This window comes from Amycolatopsis sp. NBC_01307, from assembly GCF_035975215.1.
Taxonomy (GTDB): Bacteria; Actinomycetota; Actinomycetes; order Mycobacteriales; family Pseudonocardiaceae; genus Amycolatopsis.
In genome coordinates, this window is the sequence record NZ_CP108403.1 from 5,225,679 (window position 1) to 5,245,975 (window position 20,297).

19 protein-coding genes are annotated in these 20,297 nt (G+C 71.5%); 9 read left to right on the forward strand and 10 right to left on the reverse strand.

Annotation, left to right across the window (positions count from 1 at the left end):
- Window positions 1-98: 98 nt before the first annotated feature.
- Window positions 99-602 (reverse strand): COG4315 family predicted lipoprotein, encoded by a 504-nt coding sequence (locus tag OG439_RS21880; protein WP_326951197.1) that lies wholly within the window; start codon window positions 600-602, stop codon window positions 99-101.
- A gap of 221 nt (window positions 603-823) precedes the next feature.
- Here OG439_RS21880 and OG439_RS21885 point away from each other — a divergent pair, with 221 nt between their 5' ends.
- Window positions 824-1,417 (forward strand): fibronectin type III domain-containing protein, encoded by a 594-nt coding sequence (locus OG439_RS21885; protein ID WP_326951198.1) that lies wholly within the window; start codon window positions 824-826, stop codon window positions 1,415-1,417.
- Between the two features lie 13 nt (window positions 1,418-1,430).
- Here OG439_RS21885 and uvrA read toward each other — a convergent pair whose 3' ends face one another.
- Window positions 1,431-4,292 carry an excinuclease ABC subunit UvrA gene (gene uvrA, locus OG439_RS21890; protein ID WP_326951199.1) on the reverse strand — a complete coding sequence of 954 codons (2,862 nt, stop codon included), beginning with the start codon at window positions 4,290-4,292 and terminating at the stop codon, window positions 1,431-1,433.
- Window positions 4,293-4,366: 74 nt separating this feature from the next.
- A complete protein-coding gene (locus OG439_RS21895; protein WP_326951200.1) occupies window positions 4,367-5,614 on the reverse strand; it encodes an acyltransferase family protein in 1,248 nt (415 codons plus the stop codon).
- Window positions 5,615-5,742: 128 nt separating this feature from the next.
- Here OG439_RS21895 and OG439_RS21900 point away from each other — a divergent pair, with 128 nt between their 5' ends.
- Together OG439_RS21900 and OG439_RS21905 are read left to right on the forward strand one after the other, a co-directional pair.
- Entirely contained in the window at window positions 5,743-6,420 is a 678-nt protein-coding gene (locus tag OG439_RS21900; protein WP_326951201.1) for an MBL fold metallo-hydrolase, read from the forward strand.
- Window positions 6,421-6,613: 193 nt separating this feature from the next.
- Window positions 6,614-7,102: an AMIN-like domain-containing (lipo)protein gene (locus tag OG439_RS21905; RefSeq protein WP_326951202.1), complete on the forward strand. Its 489-nt coding sequence runs from the start codon at window positions 6,614-6,616 to the stop codon at window positions 7,100-7,102.
- A gap of 18 nt (window positions 7,103-7,120) precedes the next feature.
- On the opposite strand, the gene OG439_RS21910 is transcribed toward OG439_RS21905, so the two are convergent.
- The 5 genes from OG439_RS21910 to OG439_RS21930 all read right to left on the reverse strand — a co-directional run bounded on the left by OG439_RS21910 (window position 7,121) and on the right by OG439_RS21930 (window position 10,745).
- Window positions 7,121-7,900: a DUF1684 domain-containing protein gene (locus OG439_RS21910; protein ID WP_326951203.1), complete on the reverse strand. Its 780-nt coding sequence runs from the start codon at window positions 7,898-7,900 to the stop codon at window positions 7,121-7,123.
- Window positions 7,901-7,921: 21 nt separating this feature from the next.
- Window positions 7,922-8,548, reverse strand: coding sequence for a hypothetical protein (locus OG439_RS21915; RefSeq protein WP_326951204.1), 627 nt, complete (start codon window positions 8,546-8,548; stop codon window positions 7,922-7,924).
- Between the two features lie 35 nt (window positions 8,549-8,583).
- Window positions 8,584-9,549, reverse strand: a complete 966-nt coding sequence (locus OG439_RS21920; protein ID WP_326951205.1) for a hypothetical protein — start codon at window positions 9,547-9,549, stop codon at window positions 8,584-8,586.
- A gap of 223 nt (window positions 9,550-9,772) precedes the next feature.
- Window positions 9,773-9,919, reverse strand: coding sequence for a hypothetical protein (locus tag OG439_RS21925; protein WP_326951206.1), 147 nt, complete (start codon window positions 9,917-9,919; stop codon window positions 9,773-9,775).
- Between the two features lie 112 nt (window positions 9,920-10,031).
- Window positions 10,032-10,745: a Crp/Fnr family transcriptional regulator gene (locus tag OG439_RS21930; protein ID WP_326951207.1), complete on the reverse strand. Its 714-nt coding sequence runs from the start codon at window positions 10,743-10,745 to the stop codon at window positions 10,032-10,034.
- An 89-nt stretch (window positions 10,746-10,834) separates the two neighbouring features.
- On the opposite strand from OG439_RS21930, the gene rnhA reads away from it, so the two are divergent.
- The 5 genes from rnhA (at window position 10,835) to OG439_RS21955 (ending at window position 16,696) form a co-directional block, all read left to right on the forward strand.
- Window positions 10,835-11,314 (forward strand): ribonuclease HI, encoded by a 480-nt coding sequence (gene rnhA, locus OG439_RS21935; RefSeq protein ID WP_326951208.1) that lies wholly within the window; start codon window positions 10,835-10,837, stop codon window positions 11,312-11,314.
- Between the two features lie 51 nt (window positions 11,315-11,365).
- Window positions 11,366-11,746 carry a YchJ family protein gene (locus tag OG439_RS21940; RefSeq protein WP_326951209.1) on the forward strand — a complete coding sequence of 127 codons (381 nt, stop codon included), beginning with the start codon at window positions 11,366-11,368 and terminating at the stop codon, window positions 11,744-11,746.
- 9 nt (window positions 11,747-11,755) lie between these two features.
- The gene (locus tag OG439_RS21945; protein WP_326951210.1) at window positions 11,756-12,178 is read left to right on the forward strand and encodes a hypothetical protein; all 423 of its coding nucleotides are present in this window, start codon (window positions 11,756-11,758) and stop codon (window positions 12,176-12,178) included.
- A gap of 77 nt (window positions 12,179-12,255) precedes the next feature.
- Window positions 12,256-13,488 carry a hypothetical protein gene (locus OG439_RS21950; protein WP_326951211.1) on the forward strand — a complete coding sequence of 411 codons (1,233 nt, stop codon included), beginning with the start codon at window positions 12,256-12,258 and terminating at the stop codon, window positions 13,486-13,488.
- Window positions 13,489-13,612: 124 nt separating this feature from the next.
- Window positions 13,613-16,696, forward strand: a complete 3,084-nt coding sequence (locus tag OG439_RS21955) for a glycosyl hydrolase 2 galactose-binding domain-containing protein (RefSeq protein ID WP_326951212.1) — start codon at window positions 13,613-13,615, stop codon at window positions 16,694-16,696.
- A gap of 60 nt (window positions 16,697-16,756) precedes the next feature.
- Here OG439_RS21955 and OG439_RS21960 read toward each other — a convergent pair whose 3' ends face one another.
- Window positions 16,757-18,142, reverse strand: coding sequence for a carboxylesterase/lipase family protein (locus OG439_RS21960; protein ID WP_442792343.1), 1,386 nt, complete (start codon window positions 18,140-18,142; stop codon window positions 16,757-16,759).
- A gap of 34 nt (window positions 18,143-18,176) precedes the next feature.
- Between OG439_RS21960 and OG439_RS21965 the strand changes: the two genes are divergently transcribed.
- Window positions 18,177-18,665 carry a hypothetical protein gene (locus OG439_RS21965; protein WP_326951214.1) on the forward strand — a complete coding sequence of 163 codons (489 nt, stop codon included), beginning with the start codon at window positions 18,177-18,179 and terminating at the stop codon, window positions 18,663-18,665.
- Here OG439_RS21965 and OG439_RS21970 read toward each other — a convergent pair.
- Window positions 18,662-20,239 carry a beta-N-acetylhexosaminidase gene (locus OG439_RS21970; RefSeq protein WP_326951215.1) on the reverse strand — a complete coding sequence of 526 codons (1,578 nt, stop codon included), beginning with the start codon at window positions 20,237-20,239 and terminating at the stop codon, window positions 18,662-18,664. The genes OG439_RS21965 and OG439_RS21970 overlap by 4 nt on opposite strands.
- Window positions 20,240-20,297 lie beyond the last annotated feature (58 nt).

Consider the following 20,297-nt stretch of genomic DNA (forward strand, 5'->3'; position numbering starts at 1 on the left):
ACCCGCAGCGCCACCGGCGGTGCGTGGGTCGAGCGCAGCGCGACCATGGTGTTCATCGGCTGCCCGTCCTTCCTCGTTCTGCCCGGAAACCGTCGGTATCAGTAGCCGGAGCCGCCGGCCGCGGCCGGGGCGGTGATCTTGCTGCCGTCCGGGGCGACGGCGAACCAGGTGCCGTTGACGCCCTGGCCGTTCGCCTGCTCCGGTGCCTTGTCGCCCGAGAACTCGTACAGCGGCCAGCCGTTCAGCGTGAGCTGCTTGCTGCCGTCCTTGCGGGCCAGCGTGCCCACCTGGGTGTCCTGGATGCCCTTGAGCATCGGTGCGGCCTCCCCGGCGAGCACCGGCGGCCAGGTGGCCGCGCACTCACCGTCGCAGGTGGACGTCGGCGGCTGCGACATGTCCTTGTCGAACCGGTACAGCGTCTTGTCGGAGGCGTCCGTGACGACCGCCCCGATTCCCGGTACCGTCGCGGCGGCCAGCATCACGTGGCCGGGCTGGCCGTGTTCCGGACCCTGGGCCCCCGACGCCATGTCGCCACAGGCCGACAACGGTGCGACGACGGCGAAAGCGGCAGCGCAGACGACGGCCGTCCGGATGCGGTTCATCACGTTCTCTCCTCGGTGAGGGCGGCACCGCCGTGCGGCGGACCTCGACACCTCAGACACGGACGCCCGCGGGAAACGGTTCAGCGGGAATTCGCGCGGTTCGGTGCCGGTTCGCGGGTGGATTGGTGGGTACCGGTGACCGGCACGGTCTTGTCGCCGTGCGGGCGGGTTCCTAAGCTGATCACCGTTCCGCCGCCGCCCCCGTCGTCCCGGGAGCCGCCGTGTCCGCGAAACCCCTCGTCCTGGTGGCGCTGCTGGCCGCGGGCTGCGCCGCGACGCCGTCCCCGGCCCCGCCACCGTCGTTCACCGCGACGCTGACGTCCCCCACCGACGTGGTGCTGTCGTGGCCCGACGACGACGCCGCCGGGCACCGCGTGGAGTACGCGAACGACCCGGCCGGGCCGTGGACGACGCTGCAGTTCCTGCCGCCGCACGCGACGAGCTACCACCACCCGGACCTGATACCGGAGACGCCGTTCTACTACCGGGAGCGGCCGTTCACGGGCCCGGTGTCGGCCGAGACGACCGCGGGCGCGCCGGCGGCCCCGGACGCGGCGGCGCTGCGCGCGGTGGCGGACGGCGACACGGTGACGTTCACCTGGGCCGACGCGTCGACCGACGAGGCCGGGTTCCTGCTCGAGATCCGCCGCCCGGGCGAGCCGGGCTTCTCACCGATCGAGGTGACGGACCCGGACACGACGGCGTGCGCCCTGTCCACCCTCCCGGGTGAACAGGGCTCGGCCTACCGGCTCCGGGCGCTGCACTACGGGCCGCTCTCGCCGGTGGTCCACGAGACCACCGGCAAGGAGCGGTGACGCGCTACCCGGCCTACTCGGCCGTGAGGACGTGGCGCAGGAACTCGCCGGTGTAGCTGGTCTCGACCCCGGCCACGTGCTCGGGCGTGCCCTCGGCGATCACCGTGCCACCGCCGTTGCCGCCCTCCGGGCCCATGTCGATGATCCAGTCGGACGTCTTGATCACGTCGAGGTTGTGCTCGATCACGATCACCGAGTTGCCCTTGTCGACCAGCCCGTTGATCACGCCGATGAGCTTGTTGATGTCCTCGAAGTGCAGGCCGGTGGTCGGCTCGTCGAGGATGTAGACCGTCTTGCCGGTCGAGCGCTTCTGCAGCTCGCTCGCCAGCTTCACGCGCTGCGCCTCGCCACCGGAGAGCGTCGGCGCCGGCTGGCCGAGCCGGACGTAGCCGAGGCCGACGTCGACCAGGGTCTGCAGGTGCCGGTGGATCGCCTTGATCGGCTCGAAGAACTCCGCCGCCTCTTCGATCGGCATGTCGAGCACGTCCGAGACGGTCTTGCCCTTGTAGTGCACCTCGAGGGTCTCGCGGTTGTACCGCGCGCCCTTGCAGACCTCGCACGGGACGTAGACGTCCGGCAGGAAGTTCATCTCGATCTTGATCGTGCCGTCGCCGGCGCACGCCTCGCAGCGGCCGCCCTTGACGTTGAACGAGAACCGACCCTGCTGGTAGCCGCGCACCTTCGCCTCGGTGGTCGCCGAGAACAGCTTGCGGACGTGGTCCCAGACGCCGGTGTAGGTGGCCGGGTTGGACCGCGGGGTCCGCCCGATCGGCGACTGGTCGACGCGCACCAGCTTGTCGACCTGGGCCAGGCCGTTGATCCGGGTGTGACGGCCCGGCACCTGACGGGCGCCGTTGAGCTTGTTCGCCAGCACCGTCGCCAGGATGTCGTTCACCAGCGTCGACTTGCCCGAGCCGGAGACGCCGGTGACCGAGACGAGGCAGCCGAGCGGGAACGAGACGTCCAGCCCGCGCAGGTTGTGCTCGCGCGCGCCGATGACGGTCAGCTGCCGCTTCTTGTCGATCGGCCGCCGGATCGCCGGGACCTCGATCCTGCGGCGCCCGGACAGGTACTGCCCGGTGAGCGACTCCTTGCTCTTCAGCAGCTTCTTGTACGGTCCACTGTGGACGATGTGGCCACCGTGCTCGCCGGCGCCCGGGCCGATGTCGACCACCCAGTCGCTGGAGCGGATGGTGTCCTCGTCGTGCTCGACGACGATCAGCGTGTTGCCCAGGTTGCGCAGCCGGGTCAGCGTCTCGATCAGCCGGTGGTTGTCGCGCTGGTGCAGGCCGATCGACGGCTCGTCCAGCACGTACAGCACGCCGACCAGGCCGGAGCCGATCTGCGTGGCGAGCCGGATGCGCTGCGCCTCGCCGCCCGACAGCGTGCCCGACGCGCGGTCGAGCGAGAGGTACGTCAGGCCGACGTCGAGCAGGAACCGCAGGCGGGCCTGGATCTCCTTGAGCACGGCCCCGGCGATCATCGACTCGCGCTGCCCGAGCTCCAGCTCGTCGAGGAACTGCGACGCCTCGGCGATGGAGAGCCCGCAGACCTCGGCGATCGACATGTCACCGCGGGTCTTGTGCTGCAGCGTGACGGCGAGGATCTCCGGCTTGAGCCGGGTGCCCTGGCAGGTCGGGCACGGCACCTCGCGCATGTAGCCCTCGTACCGCTCGCGCATGTACTCGGACTCGGTCTGCTCCTGGCGCCGCTCGAGGAACGGGATGACGCCCTCGAAGCTGGCGTAGTACGACCGCTGGCGGCCGTAGCGGTTCTTGTAGCGGACGTGCACCTGCTCGTCGACGCCGTGCAGCACCGCCTTCTGGGCGCGCGCGGGCAGCTTGCGCCACGCCGTGTCCATCCGGAAGCCGATGGTCTCCGACAGCGACTCGAGCAGCCGGACGAAGTAGTCCGCGCTCTGCCCGCCCGCCCACGGCGCGATCGCGCCCTCGGCCAGCGACAGCTCGTCGTCCGGCACCACCAGCTCCGGGTCGACCTCCTTGCGGATGCCGATGCCGGTGCACACCGGGCACGCGCCGTAGGGCGAGTTGAAGGAGAACGAGCGGGGCTCGAGGTCCTCGATGGCCAGCGGGTGGCCGTTCGGGCAGGCCAGGTTCTCGGAGAAGCCGCGGATGCGGTGCGGGTCGTTCTCCGGCAGGTCGACGAACTCGAGCTCGATCAGCCCGTCGGCCAGCCGCAGCGCCGTCTCGACCGAGTCGGTGAGCCGCTGGCGCGAGCTCGACTTCACGCTCAGCCGGTCGATCACCACGCCGATCTGGTGCTTCTCCTGCTTCTTCAGCTTGGGCGGGTCGGTGAGCGGGTGCACCGTGCCGTCGACGACCACGCGCGCGTAGCCCTGCTGCTGCAAGTTCTCGAACAGGTCGACGTACTCGCCCTTGCGGCCGCGCACGACCGGCGCGAGCACCTGGAAGCGGACGCCCTCGTCCATCTCCAGCACCTGGTCGACGATCTGCTGCGGGGTCTGCTTGCTGATCGGCTCGCCGCACTTGGGGCAGTGGGCCTTGCCGGCGCGGGCGTAGAGCAGCCGGAGGTAGTCGTAGACCTCGGTGATCGTGCCCACGGTCGAGCGCGGGTTGCGCGAGGTGGACTTCTGGTCGATCGACACCGCGGGCGAGAGGCCCTCGATGAAGTCGACGTCCGGCTTGTCCATCTGCCCCAGGAACTGGCGGGCGTACGCGGACAGCGACTCGACGTACCGGCGCTGTCCCTCGGCGAAGATGGTGTCGAAGGCGAGGCTCGACTTCCCGGAGCCGGACAGACCCGTGAACACGATCAGGCTGTCGCGGGGCAGGTCGAGATCCACGCCGCGGAGGTTGTGCTCGCGGGCGCCGCGAACAACGAGGCGATCAGCCACGCCAGGGTCCCTTCAGTGTCATTCTCAGCTGGTTGCCGGCTCGGTCGGAGACTGCACGAGCGGCGGCCTCCATGCTACGAGCCACCACCGACAAAAACCGGCTCCGAGTCCGTGACCTGCGGTTCTTCCGGCTTGCGATGGCGATCCCGGCGAGCGGTGAGCCACCGGTGGACCGGCCGTTCGACGCCCGCGGTGATCGCCCAGCCCGCCAGCACGGCGGCGGCCACGACCGCGGGGAGCCGCAGCCAGCCGGGGACGCCGAGGTTGATCAGGGCGCGCGCCAGGATGTAACCCAGTTCCTGGTGCACCAGATAAAGACCATACGAGATGCCCGCGAGCCAGGTGACGGCCGGGGCGACCCGGCGCAGCCCGGGGAAGCGCCAGTCCGGCCCGCGCGCGGCGAAGCAGACGCCTGCGAGCAGCACGGCGAACCCGATCGTGGACGGCCAGCGCTGGGCGTCCTGCGGCAGTTCGCGGTGGAACGGGAACACCTGCAGGTCCTGCGCCACGCAGGTGGCGAGCACGAACAGCGCGACGTGCCAGTGCGCGAGCCGCTCCTTCGACCACAGCCAGAGGGCGGCGCCGATGGCGAAGACGTGCGCGCGGTGCAGGCCCAGGCCGTAGAAGACGGAGTCGACGACCTTCTGGTGCGTGGACGGCTCCAGCGAGGGCGGGACGATCGCGAACCGGATCACCAGCGGCACCAGGATCAGCGCCCACAGCAGGCCGACGGTCACCCGGTGTGTCCGCCACGCCCGCGGCCACAGCAGCGCCGCGCAGGCGAAGGCCGCGAGCTGCACGGGGAGTGTCCAATAGGAGCCGTCGAGGTAGTAAAACCACTCGAAGCGGTAACCCCATTCGGGGACCATGCCCAGGTTGGCGAGCAGGTCGGCCCAGGTCGGGATGTACCAGGGCGAGGGGTCCGTCGGCAGGCCCTGCGGCACGCCGAAGAGGAAGCCGGTCAGGCCCGGCGGGAACGGCAGCCCGCTGAAGCGGATGGCGGCGTACCGCGTCACCAGGTAGGTGACGAGCACCGCGACCAGGTAGGCGGGCACGAGCCGCGCGACCCGGTTCCACAGCCACCGGCCCGGATGGCCTTTGCGGAGGCTCGCGCACACGAAGAACGCGGAGATCACCAGGAGGATCGCCGCCCCGAACTGCGCGGTCACCCGCACGGGGTACCCCGTGAGCTCCGGGTGCAGAAGTGCACCCTGGTGGGTGACATGCCCGAGGATCACCGCGAGGACGGCGAAGACGCGCAGGAGGTCCCAGCTGATCCGGCGTACGCCTCGCACCGGGGTCGGCGTCGGAGTCGTCGGCACGGTCTTCCCTGGGTCGGCACGGGTCGGCGCGGGGTCGGCTTGCGGGGCTCCGGCGAGCCTACGGGGCGAGGTGAGCGCACGCTTGTGCGGGTGGAACCGCTTGCGGTGCCCCGACTACCGTGGGCGGGGTGAACATCGTGGAGACCTACACCGGGCACGTCGACCCGGGCGGCGACGCCTCCCGGCGGACCCTGGACGCGCTGACCATCACCAAGCTGTCCGTCGGCCCGATGGACAACAACGCGTACCTGCTGGTGTGCCGGGCAGACAACGAAGCCCTGCTCATCGACGCGGCGAGCGACCCCGAGCGCATCTCCGACCTGATCGGCCACGGCCCGGACCGCCCGGCCCTGCGCACGGTCGTCACGACCCACCAGCACCAGGACCACTGGCAGGCCCTGGGCGCGGTGGCGGGAGCGAACGGCTCGAACACCGCGGCGCACCCGCTGGACGCCGAGCCGTTGCCGGTGCCGCCGGACTTCCTGGTGGAGCACGGGGACACGCTCACGGTGGGCAAGGTCACCCTTTCGGTGATCCACCTGCGCGGCCACACGCCGGGCTCGATCGCCCTGCTGTACCGCGACCCGGCGGGCCACCCGCACTTGTTCACGGGCGACTCGCTCTTCCCGGGCGGCGTCGGGCGGACAACGTCCCCGGAGGACTTCTCGACACTGGTGGACGACGTGTCGTCCCGGATCTTCGACGAGCTGCCGGACGACACGTGGTTCTACCCGGGCCACGGCGACGACTCGACGCTGGGCGCCGAGCGCCCGAAGCTGGCCGAATGGCGCGAACGCGGCTGGTGACGTGCCGAACGCGGTCGTGAGCGGGAAACAGCGTCAGAGCACTGTTTCCCGCTCACGACACGTTCGGAGCAGCCTTGTAACGCTTGGGCCGCCGATCCCGGACACCGGGCAACTCCCCGGACGAACCGGGCGTCCCCCGCATGACCCCAGCGCTGGGGCTTCCACCGGTTCGCACCCGCCAGGAGGCCCACCCATGTCCAGACCCGTCAGACGCGCCCTCGTCGCCGTCACCGTGTTGCTCGCCGCGGCGGTGACCGCGGCCGCGGCGCCCGCGAACGCCGCCGTGTCCAGCGTTCCCACCCTGACCGCCATCCGGACCGGGGCCAACCCCGGGTTCGACCGGATCGTGCTCGACCTCACCGCCGGCGGCGCGCCCAGCGCCGGCTACCAGCTGTTCGACGAGCTCACCGCCGACCCGACCGGGGACGTCGTGTGGCTCACCGGGCAGTACTTCATCAACGTCACCGTGCCGTTCGCCGCCGCGCACGACGACAACGGCGTGCCCACCTACACCGGGCCGCAGAAGTTCCGGACGTGGAACCTGCGCAACGTCATGGCCGTCGCCGTCACCGGGGACTTCGAAGCCCAGCTGACCGTCGGGCTCGGCGTGCGGTCGCGGACGACGGTGAACGTCTTCACGCTCACCGCGCCCAACCGCGTCGTGATCGACGTCGCCAGCTGAAGCCTGGGGCAGACCCCGTCAGCGCTCGTACGGGGTCTTCTCCCCCGCCTCCACCGCGAAGGCCAGGTGGTTGCCCGCCGGGGGCAGGGGGCACGTCGCGAAGTCCGTGAACGCGCACGGCAGGTTGACCGCGCGGTTGAAGTCGAGGGTCACCGTGCCGTCCGCGGCCGGCGCGCCGACCGGCAGCGACCGGTTGGCCGCGTACGTCGTGACGCCGCTCGTCCCGTCCGTGAACAGGATGCTGAAGCCGCCTTCCTTGCCGTTGAACGCGGTCAGCGTGTGCGACGCGCCGTCGTGCTCGAAGTGGACCAGGCCCGGCGCGGTGTAGACGTGGCTCAGGCCCTCGACCACCGCACCCACCGTGGTCGGCCGCGGCGCGTCGAACGGCTCGAAGCGGCCGGACAGCACCCACGACGGCGACGGCTCGTACGCCGGGACGCCGTGGAAGGCGCGCAGCACCTCGGCCTTCGGGTCGTGCACCCGGATCAGGTAGCCCGAGCGGCGGGCCACCTCGATCTCGACGTCGCCGGCCAGCACGCGCGTGCCCGCGCCGCTGTTGACCAGCTCGAAGCGCCGGACGTCCGTGATCGGGGTGCCGTCGTGCTCGAGCGAGGCGCCGGCCGGGTCGACGTACGCCGCGTCGGCGTCCTGCCACCAGCGGCCGGGGATGCCCGGGTACTCGCGCGGGGCGTCGGTCAGCCAGTCCAGCGACACCAGCGCCAGCCAGCCGTGCGGTGCGGCGAGGTCCGACTCGCGCCCGGTCTTCCAGTCCTGCCACTCCTGCGTGAACGTGCTCATCGCTGGGCCCCTTCCCGTCGGCTACAAAGGGGGCAACCCGTCCCCCGCCCCACTATTCCGCGTCCCAGCATCCGGACGGGCGTGCAGCCAGCCGATCTCCCGCCCGCCGCCGGCCCGGACGACGACCCGCCGGAACACCGCCGGGTCCAGGTCGTGCTCGCCCTCACCGGCAACCTCGTCGTAGAGCCGGTCGGACACGATCAGCACCTGGTCCGCCTCCGGGGCCGCGGTCATCGCCGCCTTCAGCTCGTCCGAGTCGCACAGCCAGGACGACAACGCGACCGCGGCGCCGCCGAAGTAGGGCGGGCGCAGCACGACGTCGCCGTGGGCGACCGCCAGCCGCAGGCGCAGCCGGCCGAACTCGTTGAGGTGCCGGTTGCGGCGTCCCAGCGCCTCGGCCACCAGCTCGACCAGCCCGGTCGCGACCCACCGCGGCGGCACCGCCGGCGGGATGACCAGCGTCGTGTTGTCCCCCTCCGGGCGCCGGTACCAGCTCGGGGTGCGGTACGGCACCGGGACGCGCTCGAACACCTCGTCCAGCACCGCGTCGAGGGTGACGGCGAGGTGCACCGAACGCGCGGTGCGGCCGCGGCTCGGGGCGACGATCCCGATCCGGACGACGGTCGCGGCCAGCGGGACGGTGCGCACGGCCTCCTCATTCCTCCCGGCTCATTCAGTCCGGCTCAGTCACCCCGGGGGTCGAACGACCACTGCAGGCCGTAGCTCAGCCCCTGGTGCAGCTCGTGGAACTCCAGCCCCACCTCGCCGACCCGGTTGACGGTCAGCGCGTCCCCCGAGTCGACGCCGTCGTCGACCACCCGCCCCGGCACGCCGTTGAGCCGCCACACCCGGGCCGGCGGATCGGCGCGGTCGAAGCGGACGCGGACCGAGAACTCCTCGCAGCGGCGCAGCGGGGTGAGGGCGTAGTACGGCCGCAACGACGTCCGCTGCGGCGTGAACCGGATGCCGTACTCGTGGCGCTGGCCCAGCCGCAACGGGCTGGGCAGCCGCATGACGAACTGCGCGTGGCTCGCCGAAACCTGCTTGGCCTCGACGATCTCGCCGCCGAAGAGCACGTCGGCGGTGATGTCGGGCACCGGGTCGGTGCCGGGCACGGCCGGCACGCTGAAGGACAGGACCAGCTCGTCGAGCTCGTCGACCTCCGCGACGATCCGGCGTTCCTCCTGCAGGTCCGGGAGTTCGCGGTCGAAGCGGAGCATCACCTTCATCGACTCGACGTACCAGCCGGCCAGCGGATGCAGGTCCCGGCCCTGGCTGGGTTCGCCGAGCAGCTCGTCGAGCCGGCGGAAGGCGAGGTCGATGCGCCGGCGCGCGGTGCGCGGGTCCCGGTCGAGCATGCCGGCCAGCCACGAGATCCGCCGGTCCAGGAACTCCCCGGCCGCCTCCTCGTGCAGGCCGAGCGCCGCCAGCGCGGCCAGCCGCAGGTCCGCGGGCAGCCGGCCGCAGAGCTCGGTGAGCCGCAGGACGAGCTTGTGCCGCGCGGCGGCGGGCGAGTCGGCCTCGGCGATCCGGCACGCTTCGCGCAGGCACGGCCCGATCCGCTGGTGCAGATCGGTGGCGTCCAGACCGCGGCCGCGGCGCAGTTCGTTCAGCTCGCGCACGAACGGGAAGGAGTTCTCCGCCGTCACCCGGCCCTCCTTCTCACTGCGGCAGAAAGAGAGTCGCAGAACGGCTCGTCACCTTACCAGCGGCAGTTCCGCGGCGGCATGACAAATAGCGGACAGTTGCGCACGTGCGAATAGCCCGGCCGGTCGACCCCCCACGAGCCGGCCGACCGGGCCGCACCGCGGGTGCGTCAGTTCGCGCCGAAGATCAGCGCCCAGATCGAGTGGCTCTCCATCACACACCTCCTCATCGCTGCACCCAGGACGAGGTGGGGATCGGTGCCGCCGGTTCCGCCGCGGTTCCGGCGGCCACCAGCAAACCCGCTACGACGCCGGCGGCGAACGCGGCGGAAACGGATTTCACCAGGGTCCGGATTTTGCAGTAGACGTTCACGACAAGCACTCCCCCGAGCCTCGCTCAAAAACGGAATCCGGCCGGTGGCATCTCTTTCTTTTCCGGCCGATCCCAGAATCGCGCGAGGCGGGCGGTTCTCAGAGGCCCGTTGTCACGGGCGTTGTGTGCCGTTCGGCTCAGAACGGGCCAGCGCGCGCAGGACGCGCATCCGGCGGATGAGGATGCGGCGGCGGCCGGTCTCCACGACGCCCCGCTCCCGCAGGACGGCCAGCGCCCGCGCGACGGTCCGGCGGGCGGCGCCGACCTGCCCCGCCATGTCCTCCTGCGAAAATCCCGCCTCGATGAGGATGCCGTCGGCCACGGTACGACCGTGCTCGTCGGCCAGCCGCACCAGGTGGACCGCCACGCGGCGGCTCACGTCGTACGCCGCCGAATCGACGCGGGCGGCCTCGGCGGCGCGCAACCGGACCGCGACGGTCTTGATCGTCGCGATGGCGATCTCGGGCCGGGCCCGCAGCGCGGCGAGGAACCGGTCGCCGGTCAGCTGGACGACGTGGCACGGTTCGATGGCGCGGCACGACACCGTGCGCGGCCAGCCGTTGATCGCCGCCAGCTCGCCCAGCACCTCGCCGGGGCCGCGCAGCCCGAAGAGCACCTCGCGGCCGTCCTCGACGATCGTGGAGATCCGTACCCAGCCCGAGACCAGCACGTGGACGTGGTCGGACGGGTCGCCTTCCATGAGCACGACGTCGTCCGCCCGGAAGCGGCGGCGGACGCCCTGGGCGAGCAGGTACTCGCGATCGGCGTCGGTGAGGTACCCCAGCAGCGCGCCGTCGGTCGTGTCACTCGCGTCGTGCCCGTTCATCGGAGCGCCTCCCACTCCGTTCCGGATCTCCACCGTAACCCGGCGTGGTGGCCCGGGGCGAGGGCAAGACGACCGGTAGGGTCGCCGCCGTGGCAGGCGAGGACGGACAGGCCGTGGAGATCTACACCGACGGCGCGTGCAGCGGAAACCCGGGACCCGGCGGCTGGGGCGCGGTGCTGACGTACGGGCGGCACGAGCGCGAGCTGTACGGCGGCGAAGCCACCCCGACGACGAACAACCGCATGGAGCTGACGGCGCCGATCCGCGCGCTGGAGAGCCTGAAGCGGCCGTCGCAGGTCCGCGTGTTCACCGACAGCACGTACGTGCGCAACGGCATCACGCAGTGGCTCCCGAGGTGGAAGAGCAACGGCTGGAAGACGGCGGCGCGCGAGCCGGTCAAGAACGCGGACCTGTGGCAGCGCCTGGACGAAGCGGTCCGCGAGCACGAGGTGGAATGGCTCTGGGTGAAGGGCCACGCGGGCCTGCCGGGCAACGAGCGAGCGGACCGCCTCGCGGTGCGCGGCGCCCAGGAGGCGCGGGAGAGCGGCAAGCCGGTCAACGCGGGCTAGTCCACAAAGGACGGCTGCCGCCCGCTCGGCGCGCCGTGGCACAATTCCGGGATGTCTCCCGCTTTCTGCCCGTGTGGCCTCACCGGGTCCTACGCCGCCTGCTGTGGCCGGTTCCACGACGGTGGCCTGGCGGCGCCGACCGCCGAGCTGCTGATGCGGTCGCGGTTCAGCGCCTTCGCCGTCGGGGACGCCGGTTACCTGCTGCGCACCTGGCACCCGGACACCCGGCCGCGGAAGCTGGCGCTCGACGCCGGCCAGGAGTGGACGCGGCTGGAGATCCTCGCCCGCACCGGCGGCGGCCTGCTGCACAACGAGGGCACCGTCGAGTTCCGCGCGCACTACCGCCACCGCGGCCGCGACGGCTTTATGGAGGAGAACAGCCGCTTCCGCCGCGACGACGGCCACTGGGTCTACCTCGACGCGGAAGCCTGAGGCGACTGGATGGGCACCGTCATCGTCGGCGTGGCCGGGACCCTGCTCGGCGTCCTCTTCGGTGGTGCCCTCCAGCACCTGCAGGCGTCGCGCGCCCACCGGTGGCAGCGGGACGACGCGCTCGGCAAGCTGAAGCAGGCCGCGTACGCCGAATTCCTGCGCTCGATCAGCGCGAGCTACGGCCAGGCGATGGCGGGCCAGCGGACCCGCACCGAGGACGCCCGGCTGCACGCCGTCACGGCCGAGATCGAAGTCCTCGCCGATCGCGAGGTGTCCGGGCCGGTCCGGGACCTCACCGGCACCATCATCGACGTGCACTCGAAGCTCGCCGAGGGCGTCGGCGTCGAGCAGGCGACCTTGGCCGCGGTCGATCGCCGCCGGCTCGAGGTGGTCGCGCTCTTCAAGGCCGACCTCGGGATCGCGCAAACCTGAAGCCGGGCGGACCGGATCGAGGGCAGTCGCCGAAACCCGTCCCGCGCAGCACCCCGTCGTGCTAAAACAGTGCGGCGATGGGAAAACTGACGCGCCGCGCCCGGGCGAAGGCGGACTACTTCGGCTTCATCGGCGCCCGGGAATGGCCGCTCGCCGCGTCCGGGCTCGGGGTGCTGCTCGGCGTGGTCACCATTCTGCCCAGTGCCGTCGGTGTCGTGCTGTCGGTCGTCGCGCTCGCGCTCGGCGTCACCACCTTCACCCGGGACGTCCGGCTGCTGCGCCGCCGCTGGGCCGGGTTCGAGTTCACCGCGATCGCCGCGCCCTTCCCTGCCGACGACCTGCCGCCGCCCGCCGCCTATCCGCCGTCGGAGTACCTCGCCGTGCCCGCGCGCGGGACCGCGCTGGTCAGCGCCGCGATCGACCGGGACCTCTGGGCGGGGCAGCACACGATCACCGTCGCGGAGGAGCCCTACCGGCTGCCGCCCGCGCTGAAGGCGACCGCGCCGCACGTGCTTCCGCTGCGCGCCCGGGGGCGATTGCTCTTCAACGGCCCGGTCGTCGGCATGCACGGCGATCCGCTGCCCGCCGCCGGGGCGCGGCCCGCGCCGATCCGGCTGCACCGCGCGCGGTTCTTCGACGCCGTCTGCTCGAACGAACTCGGCACGCTGCGCATCACCCGCGGCGAGACCGGCGAGGAGTACGACCTGCGCAAGGCCGAACTCACCGACTCCGCGGGCGCGCTGCGGACGTTGAGCAGCAGCGCGCTGACCGACCTGGTCGGCGTCTCCACGGTCGCCTTCACCACCGACGGCAAGCTCGTCACCGTCCGGCAGTCGTCGCTCAACGCCGCGAGCGGGCTGCTGCTGGCGCCCTCGGGCAGCGGCTCGCTCGAACCCCGTGACCTGCGGACACCGGCCGGCGAACCCCGGCCGCTGCTGCACGACGCCGTCCGCGCGGGCATGGAACGCGAGCTGTGCGAGGAAAGCGGCCTCAAGCCCGAAGACCTCCGCGAGACCCGGCTCGTCGGCTTCGCGCGCTGGATGGAACGCGGGGCGAAGCCGGAGTTCTTCGGGCTGACCGAGCTGGACGTCGACAGCGCGGACGTCGCCGGACGCCGGCCGGTCAGCGGCGAACGGCTCTACAGCGCCGGGTTGACGCTCTTCGACGTCGATCTCGCGGCGGTCGGCGCCGCACTGGCCGGCGGTGTTCCGCTGAGCGAGGCACTCCCGCGGCGGATCTGGGAAGACGGCTCGCTGCCGCTCCTGCTGGCCCTGCGCGCGGCGGCCGCGTGGCACGCGGCGCGGGGCTGATCAACCGGACGAACACCCCTGTTCCCGGAGTGACCGGACCGCTACTATCGTCCGCAATTGTTAGGAAAGTTCCCTAACGATGGTCACCGTCCCTCGCCGCCGTGGTGCCTAGGAGGCGCAGCTAGTGAGTCATCGGCAAAGAACAACCTTACGGCTGCTGGCGGCGGTCACGCTGGCCGTCGCGCTGGGTGGGGCGGCCGTTCCGGCGGCCGGCGGGCAGGTGGCGGCGAAAGCCACCGTCGCCGCGGCCGGCCCGGCCACCGCGGTCCCCGGTTTCCTGATCCAGACCTCGGCCCAGGTCAGCGACGACTCGGCGGTGTCGAAGCCCGGCTTCAACACCGCCGGCTGGTACCCGGTCGGCCCGCGCTCGACGGTCTACGCCGGGCTGCTGGCCAACGGCAAGTACGCCGACCCGTTCTACTCGACGAACATGAAGAACGTGCCGGCCGCGGACTTCAAGGTCCCGTGGTGGTACCGCACCGACCTCACCGTCACCGACACCACCCAGCGCACCTACCTCGACTTCAGCGGCGTCCTGTCGAAGGCCGACGTCTGGGTCAACGGGACGAAGATCGCGGACAAGGCACAGGTCAACGGCGCCTACACGCGGCAGGACCTGGACATCACCGCGCAGGTGAAGGCCGGCACGAACAGCGTCGCGTTCAAGGTCTACCCGAACGACCCGGACAAGGACCTGTCGATGGGCTGGATCGACTGGGCGCAGACCCCGCCGGACCAGAACATGGGCATCGTGCGCGACGTCCTGGTCCGCCGCAGCGGGCCGGTCGCGCTGCGCGGCGGCCACGTCGTGACGAAGCTGACCGGCACGACGCACGCCGACCTCACGGTCAAGGCCGACGTCCGCAACGACTCGGCGGCCGCGGTCTCGGCGACCGTGTCCGGCACGGTCGCCGGCAAGACGATCAGCCAGACGGTTTCCCTGGCGGCCAAGGAAAAGAAGACCGTCTCCTTCCCGGTCGCCGGGATCGACAACCCGCATGTGTGGTGGCCGGCCGGGATGGGCGGGCAGCCGCTCTACGACCTCGACCTCAGCGCGAACGTCGGCGGCGCGGCGTCGGACACCTCGCACGAGAGCTTCGGCGTGCGCGAGGTGAAGTCGACGGTCAACTCCGCCGGCGGCCGGGCGTACACGATCAACGGGCGCCCGCTGCTGATCAAGGGCGGCGGCTACTCGCCGGACCTGTTCCTGCGCTGGAACGCGCAGTACGCGGCGGACAAGCTGGCCTACGTCAAGGACCTCGGGCTCAACACCGTGCGCCTGGAAGGGCACATCGAGCCGGACGAGTTCTTCGACCTCGCCGACCGGATGGGCGTGCTGACGCTGCCCGGCTGGGAGTGCTGCGACAAGTGGGAGGGCCAGGTCAACGGCAGCGAGAAGGGTGACCCCTGGACCGCCGCCGACTACCCGATCGCCAAGGCGTCGATGACCGCGGAGGCCGAGCGGCTGCGCGATCACCCGAGCGTCATCTCGTTCCTGATCGGCAGCGACTTCGCCCCCGACGCGACGATCGAGAAGAACTACCTCGACGCGCTGAAGGCCGCGGACTGGGCCACCCCGATCGTCCCGGCCGCGTCGGCGAAGTCGTCGCCGCAGCTCGGCGCGTCCGGCATGAAGATGAACGGGCCGTACGACTACGTCCCGCCGAACTACTGGTACGACAAGGCGCACACCGACCTCGGCGGGGCGTTCGGCTTCAACTCCGAAACCAGCGCCGGGCCGGACATCCCGACGATGGACACGCTCAAGCGGATGATGTCGTCGAGCGAGCTGGACACGTTGTGGAAGAGCCCGTCGACCGCGCAGTACCACCGGTCGTCGTCCTCGACGTTCGCCAACCTGAAGCTCTACGGCGACGCGCTGACCGGCCGCTACGGCAAGCCGGCGAGCCTGGACGACTTCGTCCGCAAGGCGCAGCTGGCGCAGTACGAGAACGTCCGCGCCGAGTTCGAGTCGCACTCGCGCAACTTCAGCGACAGCTCGAACCCGTCGACCGGGATCATCTACTGGATGCTCAACAGCGGCTGGACGTCGCTGCACTGGCAGCTGTTCGACGCCTACCTCGACCAGAACGGCTCCTACTTCGGGGCCAAGAAGGCGAACGAGCCGCTGCACATCCAGTACTCCTACGACAACAAGTCCGTCGTGGTGGTCAACCACAACCACGACGCGGCGGCGAACCTGACCGCGTCGGTCAAGCTGTACAACCTCGACGGGACGGAGAAGTTCACCCAGTCCAAGACCGGTCTCTCGGTCGGCGGTGACGGCGCGAAGACCACCGCGCTCACCATCCCCGCGGTGAGCGGCCTGTCGACGACGTACCTGGCGAAGCTCGTCCTGACCGACCCGGCGGGCAAGGAGGTCAGCCGCAACGTCTACTGGCTGTCCACCAAGGCCGACACGCTCGACTGGGACAACAGCGACTGGTACTACACGCCGACGACGTCGTACGCCGATCTGACCGGGCTGAACAGCCTGGGCCAGGTCGCGGTCGACACCACCGCGAACTCGGCGGCGAACTCCGACGGCACCACGACCACCAAGGTGACGCTGAAGAACAGCTCCACCGGCAAGCTGCCGGCGTTCTTCGTCGACGCGCACGTCCTCGGCGCGGCGGGCGCACCGGTGCTGCCGGTGACGTGGACCGACAACCAGGTCAGCCTCTGGCCCGGCGAGTCGGCCACGCTCACCGCGACGTACCGGACCGCGGACCTCAAGGGCGCGACGCCGTCCGTGCGGGTCGCGGGCTGGAACACCGGCACGAAGACGGTCCCCGCGAACGGCACCACCGATCCGGGCACCCCCGGCACCCCGGCTGACTACCAGGCCGAGGACGCCACGATCACCAGCGGTGTCGCGGAGTCGAACCACGCCGGGTTCACCGGCAGCGGGTTCGTCAACTACGACAACGCGACCGGCAGCGCGGTGGAGTTCTCTGTCGACGCGGCGGCCGCCGGCCCCGCCGACGTCGTCCTGCGGTACGCCAACGGCACCACGGTGAACCGCCCGATGGACGTCTCGGTGAACGGCACGAAGGTGGCGTCCGCGCTGGCCTTCGGCGGCACCGGGAACTGGGACACCTGGCAGACGGTCACGGTCCACGTGACGCTGACCGCCGGGCCGAACAAGATCAAGACGACCGCGACGACCGCCAACGGCGGCCCGAACGTCGACAAGATCACCGTCTAGCCCAAGTCCGTGAAGGACTCCTTACCGGCTCTTAGCGCCGGTAAGGAGTCCTTCACGGCTTTACAAGGTGTCCCAGAGCAGGCGCTGGGCGCGGTCCGGGTCGGGGACCGTAGTGCTGACGTCGTCGAAGAGGCGCGTGATGCGCTCGGACGGCGTGTAGCGCGGCCAGCCCGGGTCGCCTGTGGCGATGAAGCGCACCCAGGCGCTCGACATCTCCGTCGCCAGTGCCTGCAGGCGCTCGGTGGGGCGCGGGCGGCCGGCGAAGAGGAAGCGCCAGTTCTTGTTGCCGATGTCGTCGAACATCAACGGCAGGTCCAGGCCGTGCGGCGCGCCCAGGCCGCGGCCGCGGGGCGCGATCCGCCAGTCGAGGCGGTACATCCAGGCGTCGCGCTGCTTCTCGGCGAACCGGATCGCCGGGATCCACCAGTCCCCCGCCGTCAGCGCCCGGTTGCGGACCTGCTCGTCCGGCCAGTCGAGCAGCTCGGCGTACGCCGCGACGGCCTTGTCGATCGCGGCGGGCCCCAGCATCGTCGAGCCGGCGCCGAGGAGCTTCGCACCGCCCGACTGCAGCCAGCTGAACAGGTCTTCCTCGTCGGCCGTCGTCCCGATGAGCAACGGGACCTCGCGGACGCCGTCGACCGGGCGCGAAGGCAGCAGGTCGCCGTCGACGACCACGCGGTAGGTGACCTTGGTGCCCGACGCGGCCGAGACCCGTTGCTGCGCCTGGAGAATCCGCGTCACCGGCAGTGTCGCCAGCTCCGCAGCCGAGACGTCCAGCTCCTTCAGAACCGCCGACGCGATCGCCGCGCCCTCGGCCGGGGTGTGCACCACCGCGCCGACGCCGGTGCCGCTCTGCACGATGGCCTGGTGGACCAGGCCGCGCGTGGCGGGCACGGCCAGCAGCGTCCCGACCGTGCGGCCGCCGTTGGACTGCCCGGCCAGCGTCACCCGCGCCGGGTCGCCGCCGAACGCGGAGACGCTGTCGCGCACCCATTCCAGCGCGGCGACCTGGTCGCGCAGCGAAAGGTTCGCGTCGGCGACGCCGGGCAGGTGCAGCATGCCGAGGACGCCGAGCCGGTAGGCGACGGTCACGACGACCACCCCACGACGGGCCAGCGCCGACCCGTCGAACTGGTGCGGCGCGCCCATCACGCCGCCACCGCCGTGGATCCACACCAGCACCGGGTACGGGCCGGGCTCCGCCGGCGCGTAGACGTTGACGTAGAGGCAGTCCTCGTCGCCGGTGAAGCCCCGCCCGGTCAGCTCGGGCTGCGGCGCCCGCGGGGCCCACCGGGTCGCGTCGCGGACGTCGGACCAGGGCGGCGCCGGCCGCGGTGCGCGGAACCGCAGCGCCCCCACCGGCGGCTCGGCGTACGGCACGCCGAGGAACGTCCTGACCCCGTCCCGCGCGGAGCCGCGCACCGCGCCGCCCGCGATCTCTGCCATCGTCACGAAGCCAGCCTAGGCGGACAATGCCCGCATGGTGATCCGCGTCCTGTCGGTCGTCCTGCTCCTCGCCCTCACCGCGTTCGGCGCGGCCGCGGTCGTGACGGGCATCGCGGAACAGCACGCCGCCGACACCGCGTACCTCGCCGACTTCTCGCGGCCCGGCGCCGAGTGCGGTGCCGGCGAAGCGCACTTCGACGAGTCCGACGGCCTGGTGCTGGCGTGTATGCCGCGCGGCGGCTCCTCGGTGCGCTACCCCGGGTTCAGCGAAGCCCAGAACCACGCCGTCGAAGCGCTCGCGAAGGACCTGGGCGCCGACTCGCTCTCGACGGTCGACCGGGCCCGCATCCAGCAGCGCGTCGACGAGTTCGCCGCGACCTTGCCGGCCGCCGCCCGCCCGCACTACGACGAGGGCGTCTCACTCGGCCCGGTGTGGGGCGCCGGGCTGGCCTGGGCGGGCGGCGCGGCGGCCCTGCTCGGAGTGCTCGGCCTGTACTTCCGCCTGCGCCGCCGCCGCGGCTAGGAACCGGCCGGCCAGGGCACCTGCGGCGACTTGTAGTACTTGAGCCCCAGCAGTTTCCAGAGCGGTCCCTGTGCGGCGAGCCGCTTCGAGAACGCCGTCCAGTCGTGCGTGCTCTGCGGCGACCAGCCGAGCTCGGCGATCGCCGCGAGCCGCGGGAAGGCCAGGTATTCGACGTCCGCGCTCGTCGTGACCGTCTCCGTCCACAGTGGAGCTTCGACGCCCGAGACGGCGGACTCGGCGACGCCGGACAGGTACGCGCCGGGGTTCCAGTCGTAGGCCTTCTTGACCTCGACCAGCCCGGCCCAGTCCTGCCCGATCGGCGAGCTCGACGTGTACTTCATGTCGAGGTAGGCGTGGTTCGCCGGGGACAGCACGAGCTTCGTCCCGTTCCTGACCGCCGTCGCCACCGCGCTGTTGCTCGTGGTGGTGTCCCAGAACTGCGCGACCGTGCCGGCCGCCGGGGTCGCGTTGACGACGTCGTGCCAGGCCAGCGCACTCTTGCCGTGTGACGCGGTGATCTGCTGGACGCGGTTCATGAACGTCTTGTAGTCGGCCGGTTTTGTCGACTGCGCCTCGTCCCCGCCGATGTGCAGGTACTTCCCCGGGGTCAGCGCGGCGAGCTGGCCGATGACGGCGTCGAGGAACGTGTACGTGATCTCCTTCGACGTGCACAGCGAGCTGAACCCGACGTCGGTGCCGGTGTAGAGCGGGCGTGCCTTGCCGTCGCAGTTCAGCTCGGCGTAGGAGGCCAGCGCGGCGTTCGTGTGGCCCGGCATGTCGATCTCCGGGACGACCGTGATGTACCGCGCCTGCGCGTAGGCGACGATCGCGGCGTAGTCGGCCTGCGTGTAGTAGCCGCCCGGCCCGCCGCCGGTCTGGGTGCTGCCGCCGTAGGTCGCCAGCCGTTCCCAGCCGTTGATCACGATCCGCCAGCCCTGGTCGTCGGCCAGGTGCAGGTGCAGCGTGTTCACCTTGTACCGGGCGAGCTGGTCGACGTACCGCTCGACCTGCGCGACGGAGAAGAAGTGCCGGGCGACGTCGAGCATCGCGCCGCGGTAGCCGAACCGCGGCTGGTCGGTGATCCGGCCGCCGGCCAGCACCCACGGCCCGGCCGTCACGGTGCTGCCCTGGGCGGCGGGCGGGAGCAGCTGCAGGAGCGTCTGGACGCCGGCGAACAGGCCCGCGGCCTGCCGGGCCCGCACGACCACGCCCGACGCCGTGACGTCGAGCTGGTAGCCCTGGTCACCGACCGCATCCGGCGCGCCCGAGAGCAGCAGCCGGACGCCGTCGGTGCCCGACGGCGGCGTGTGCACCGGGATCGCGTAGCCGGTCGACCGGCGCAGGGTCGTCGCGAGCTGGTCCCCGATCGCGGCGACGTCGGCGGAGATCGCGACGCCGGAGCCGAGTGTGTAGCTCACCCCGCTCGCCGGGACGGCGCTCGCGGGCGCCGGGACGACGCTGGTGAACGGGACGGGCGCGGCCGAGGCGGTGGCCACCCCGCCGGCCAGTGCCGCGGCCGTCAGCGCGGCCACCAGGCCGAGCCGCAGCAGACGTCGTGCTTGCGAAACCGCCATCAAAACCCTCCATGATCGGACGAAACGGATCAAGCAGGGCTTCAGGAGCCGGCGGCGT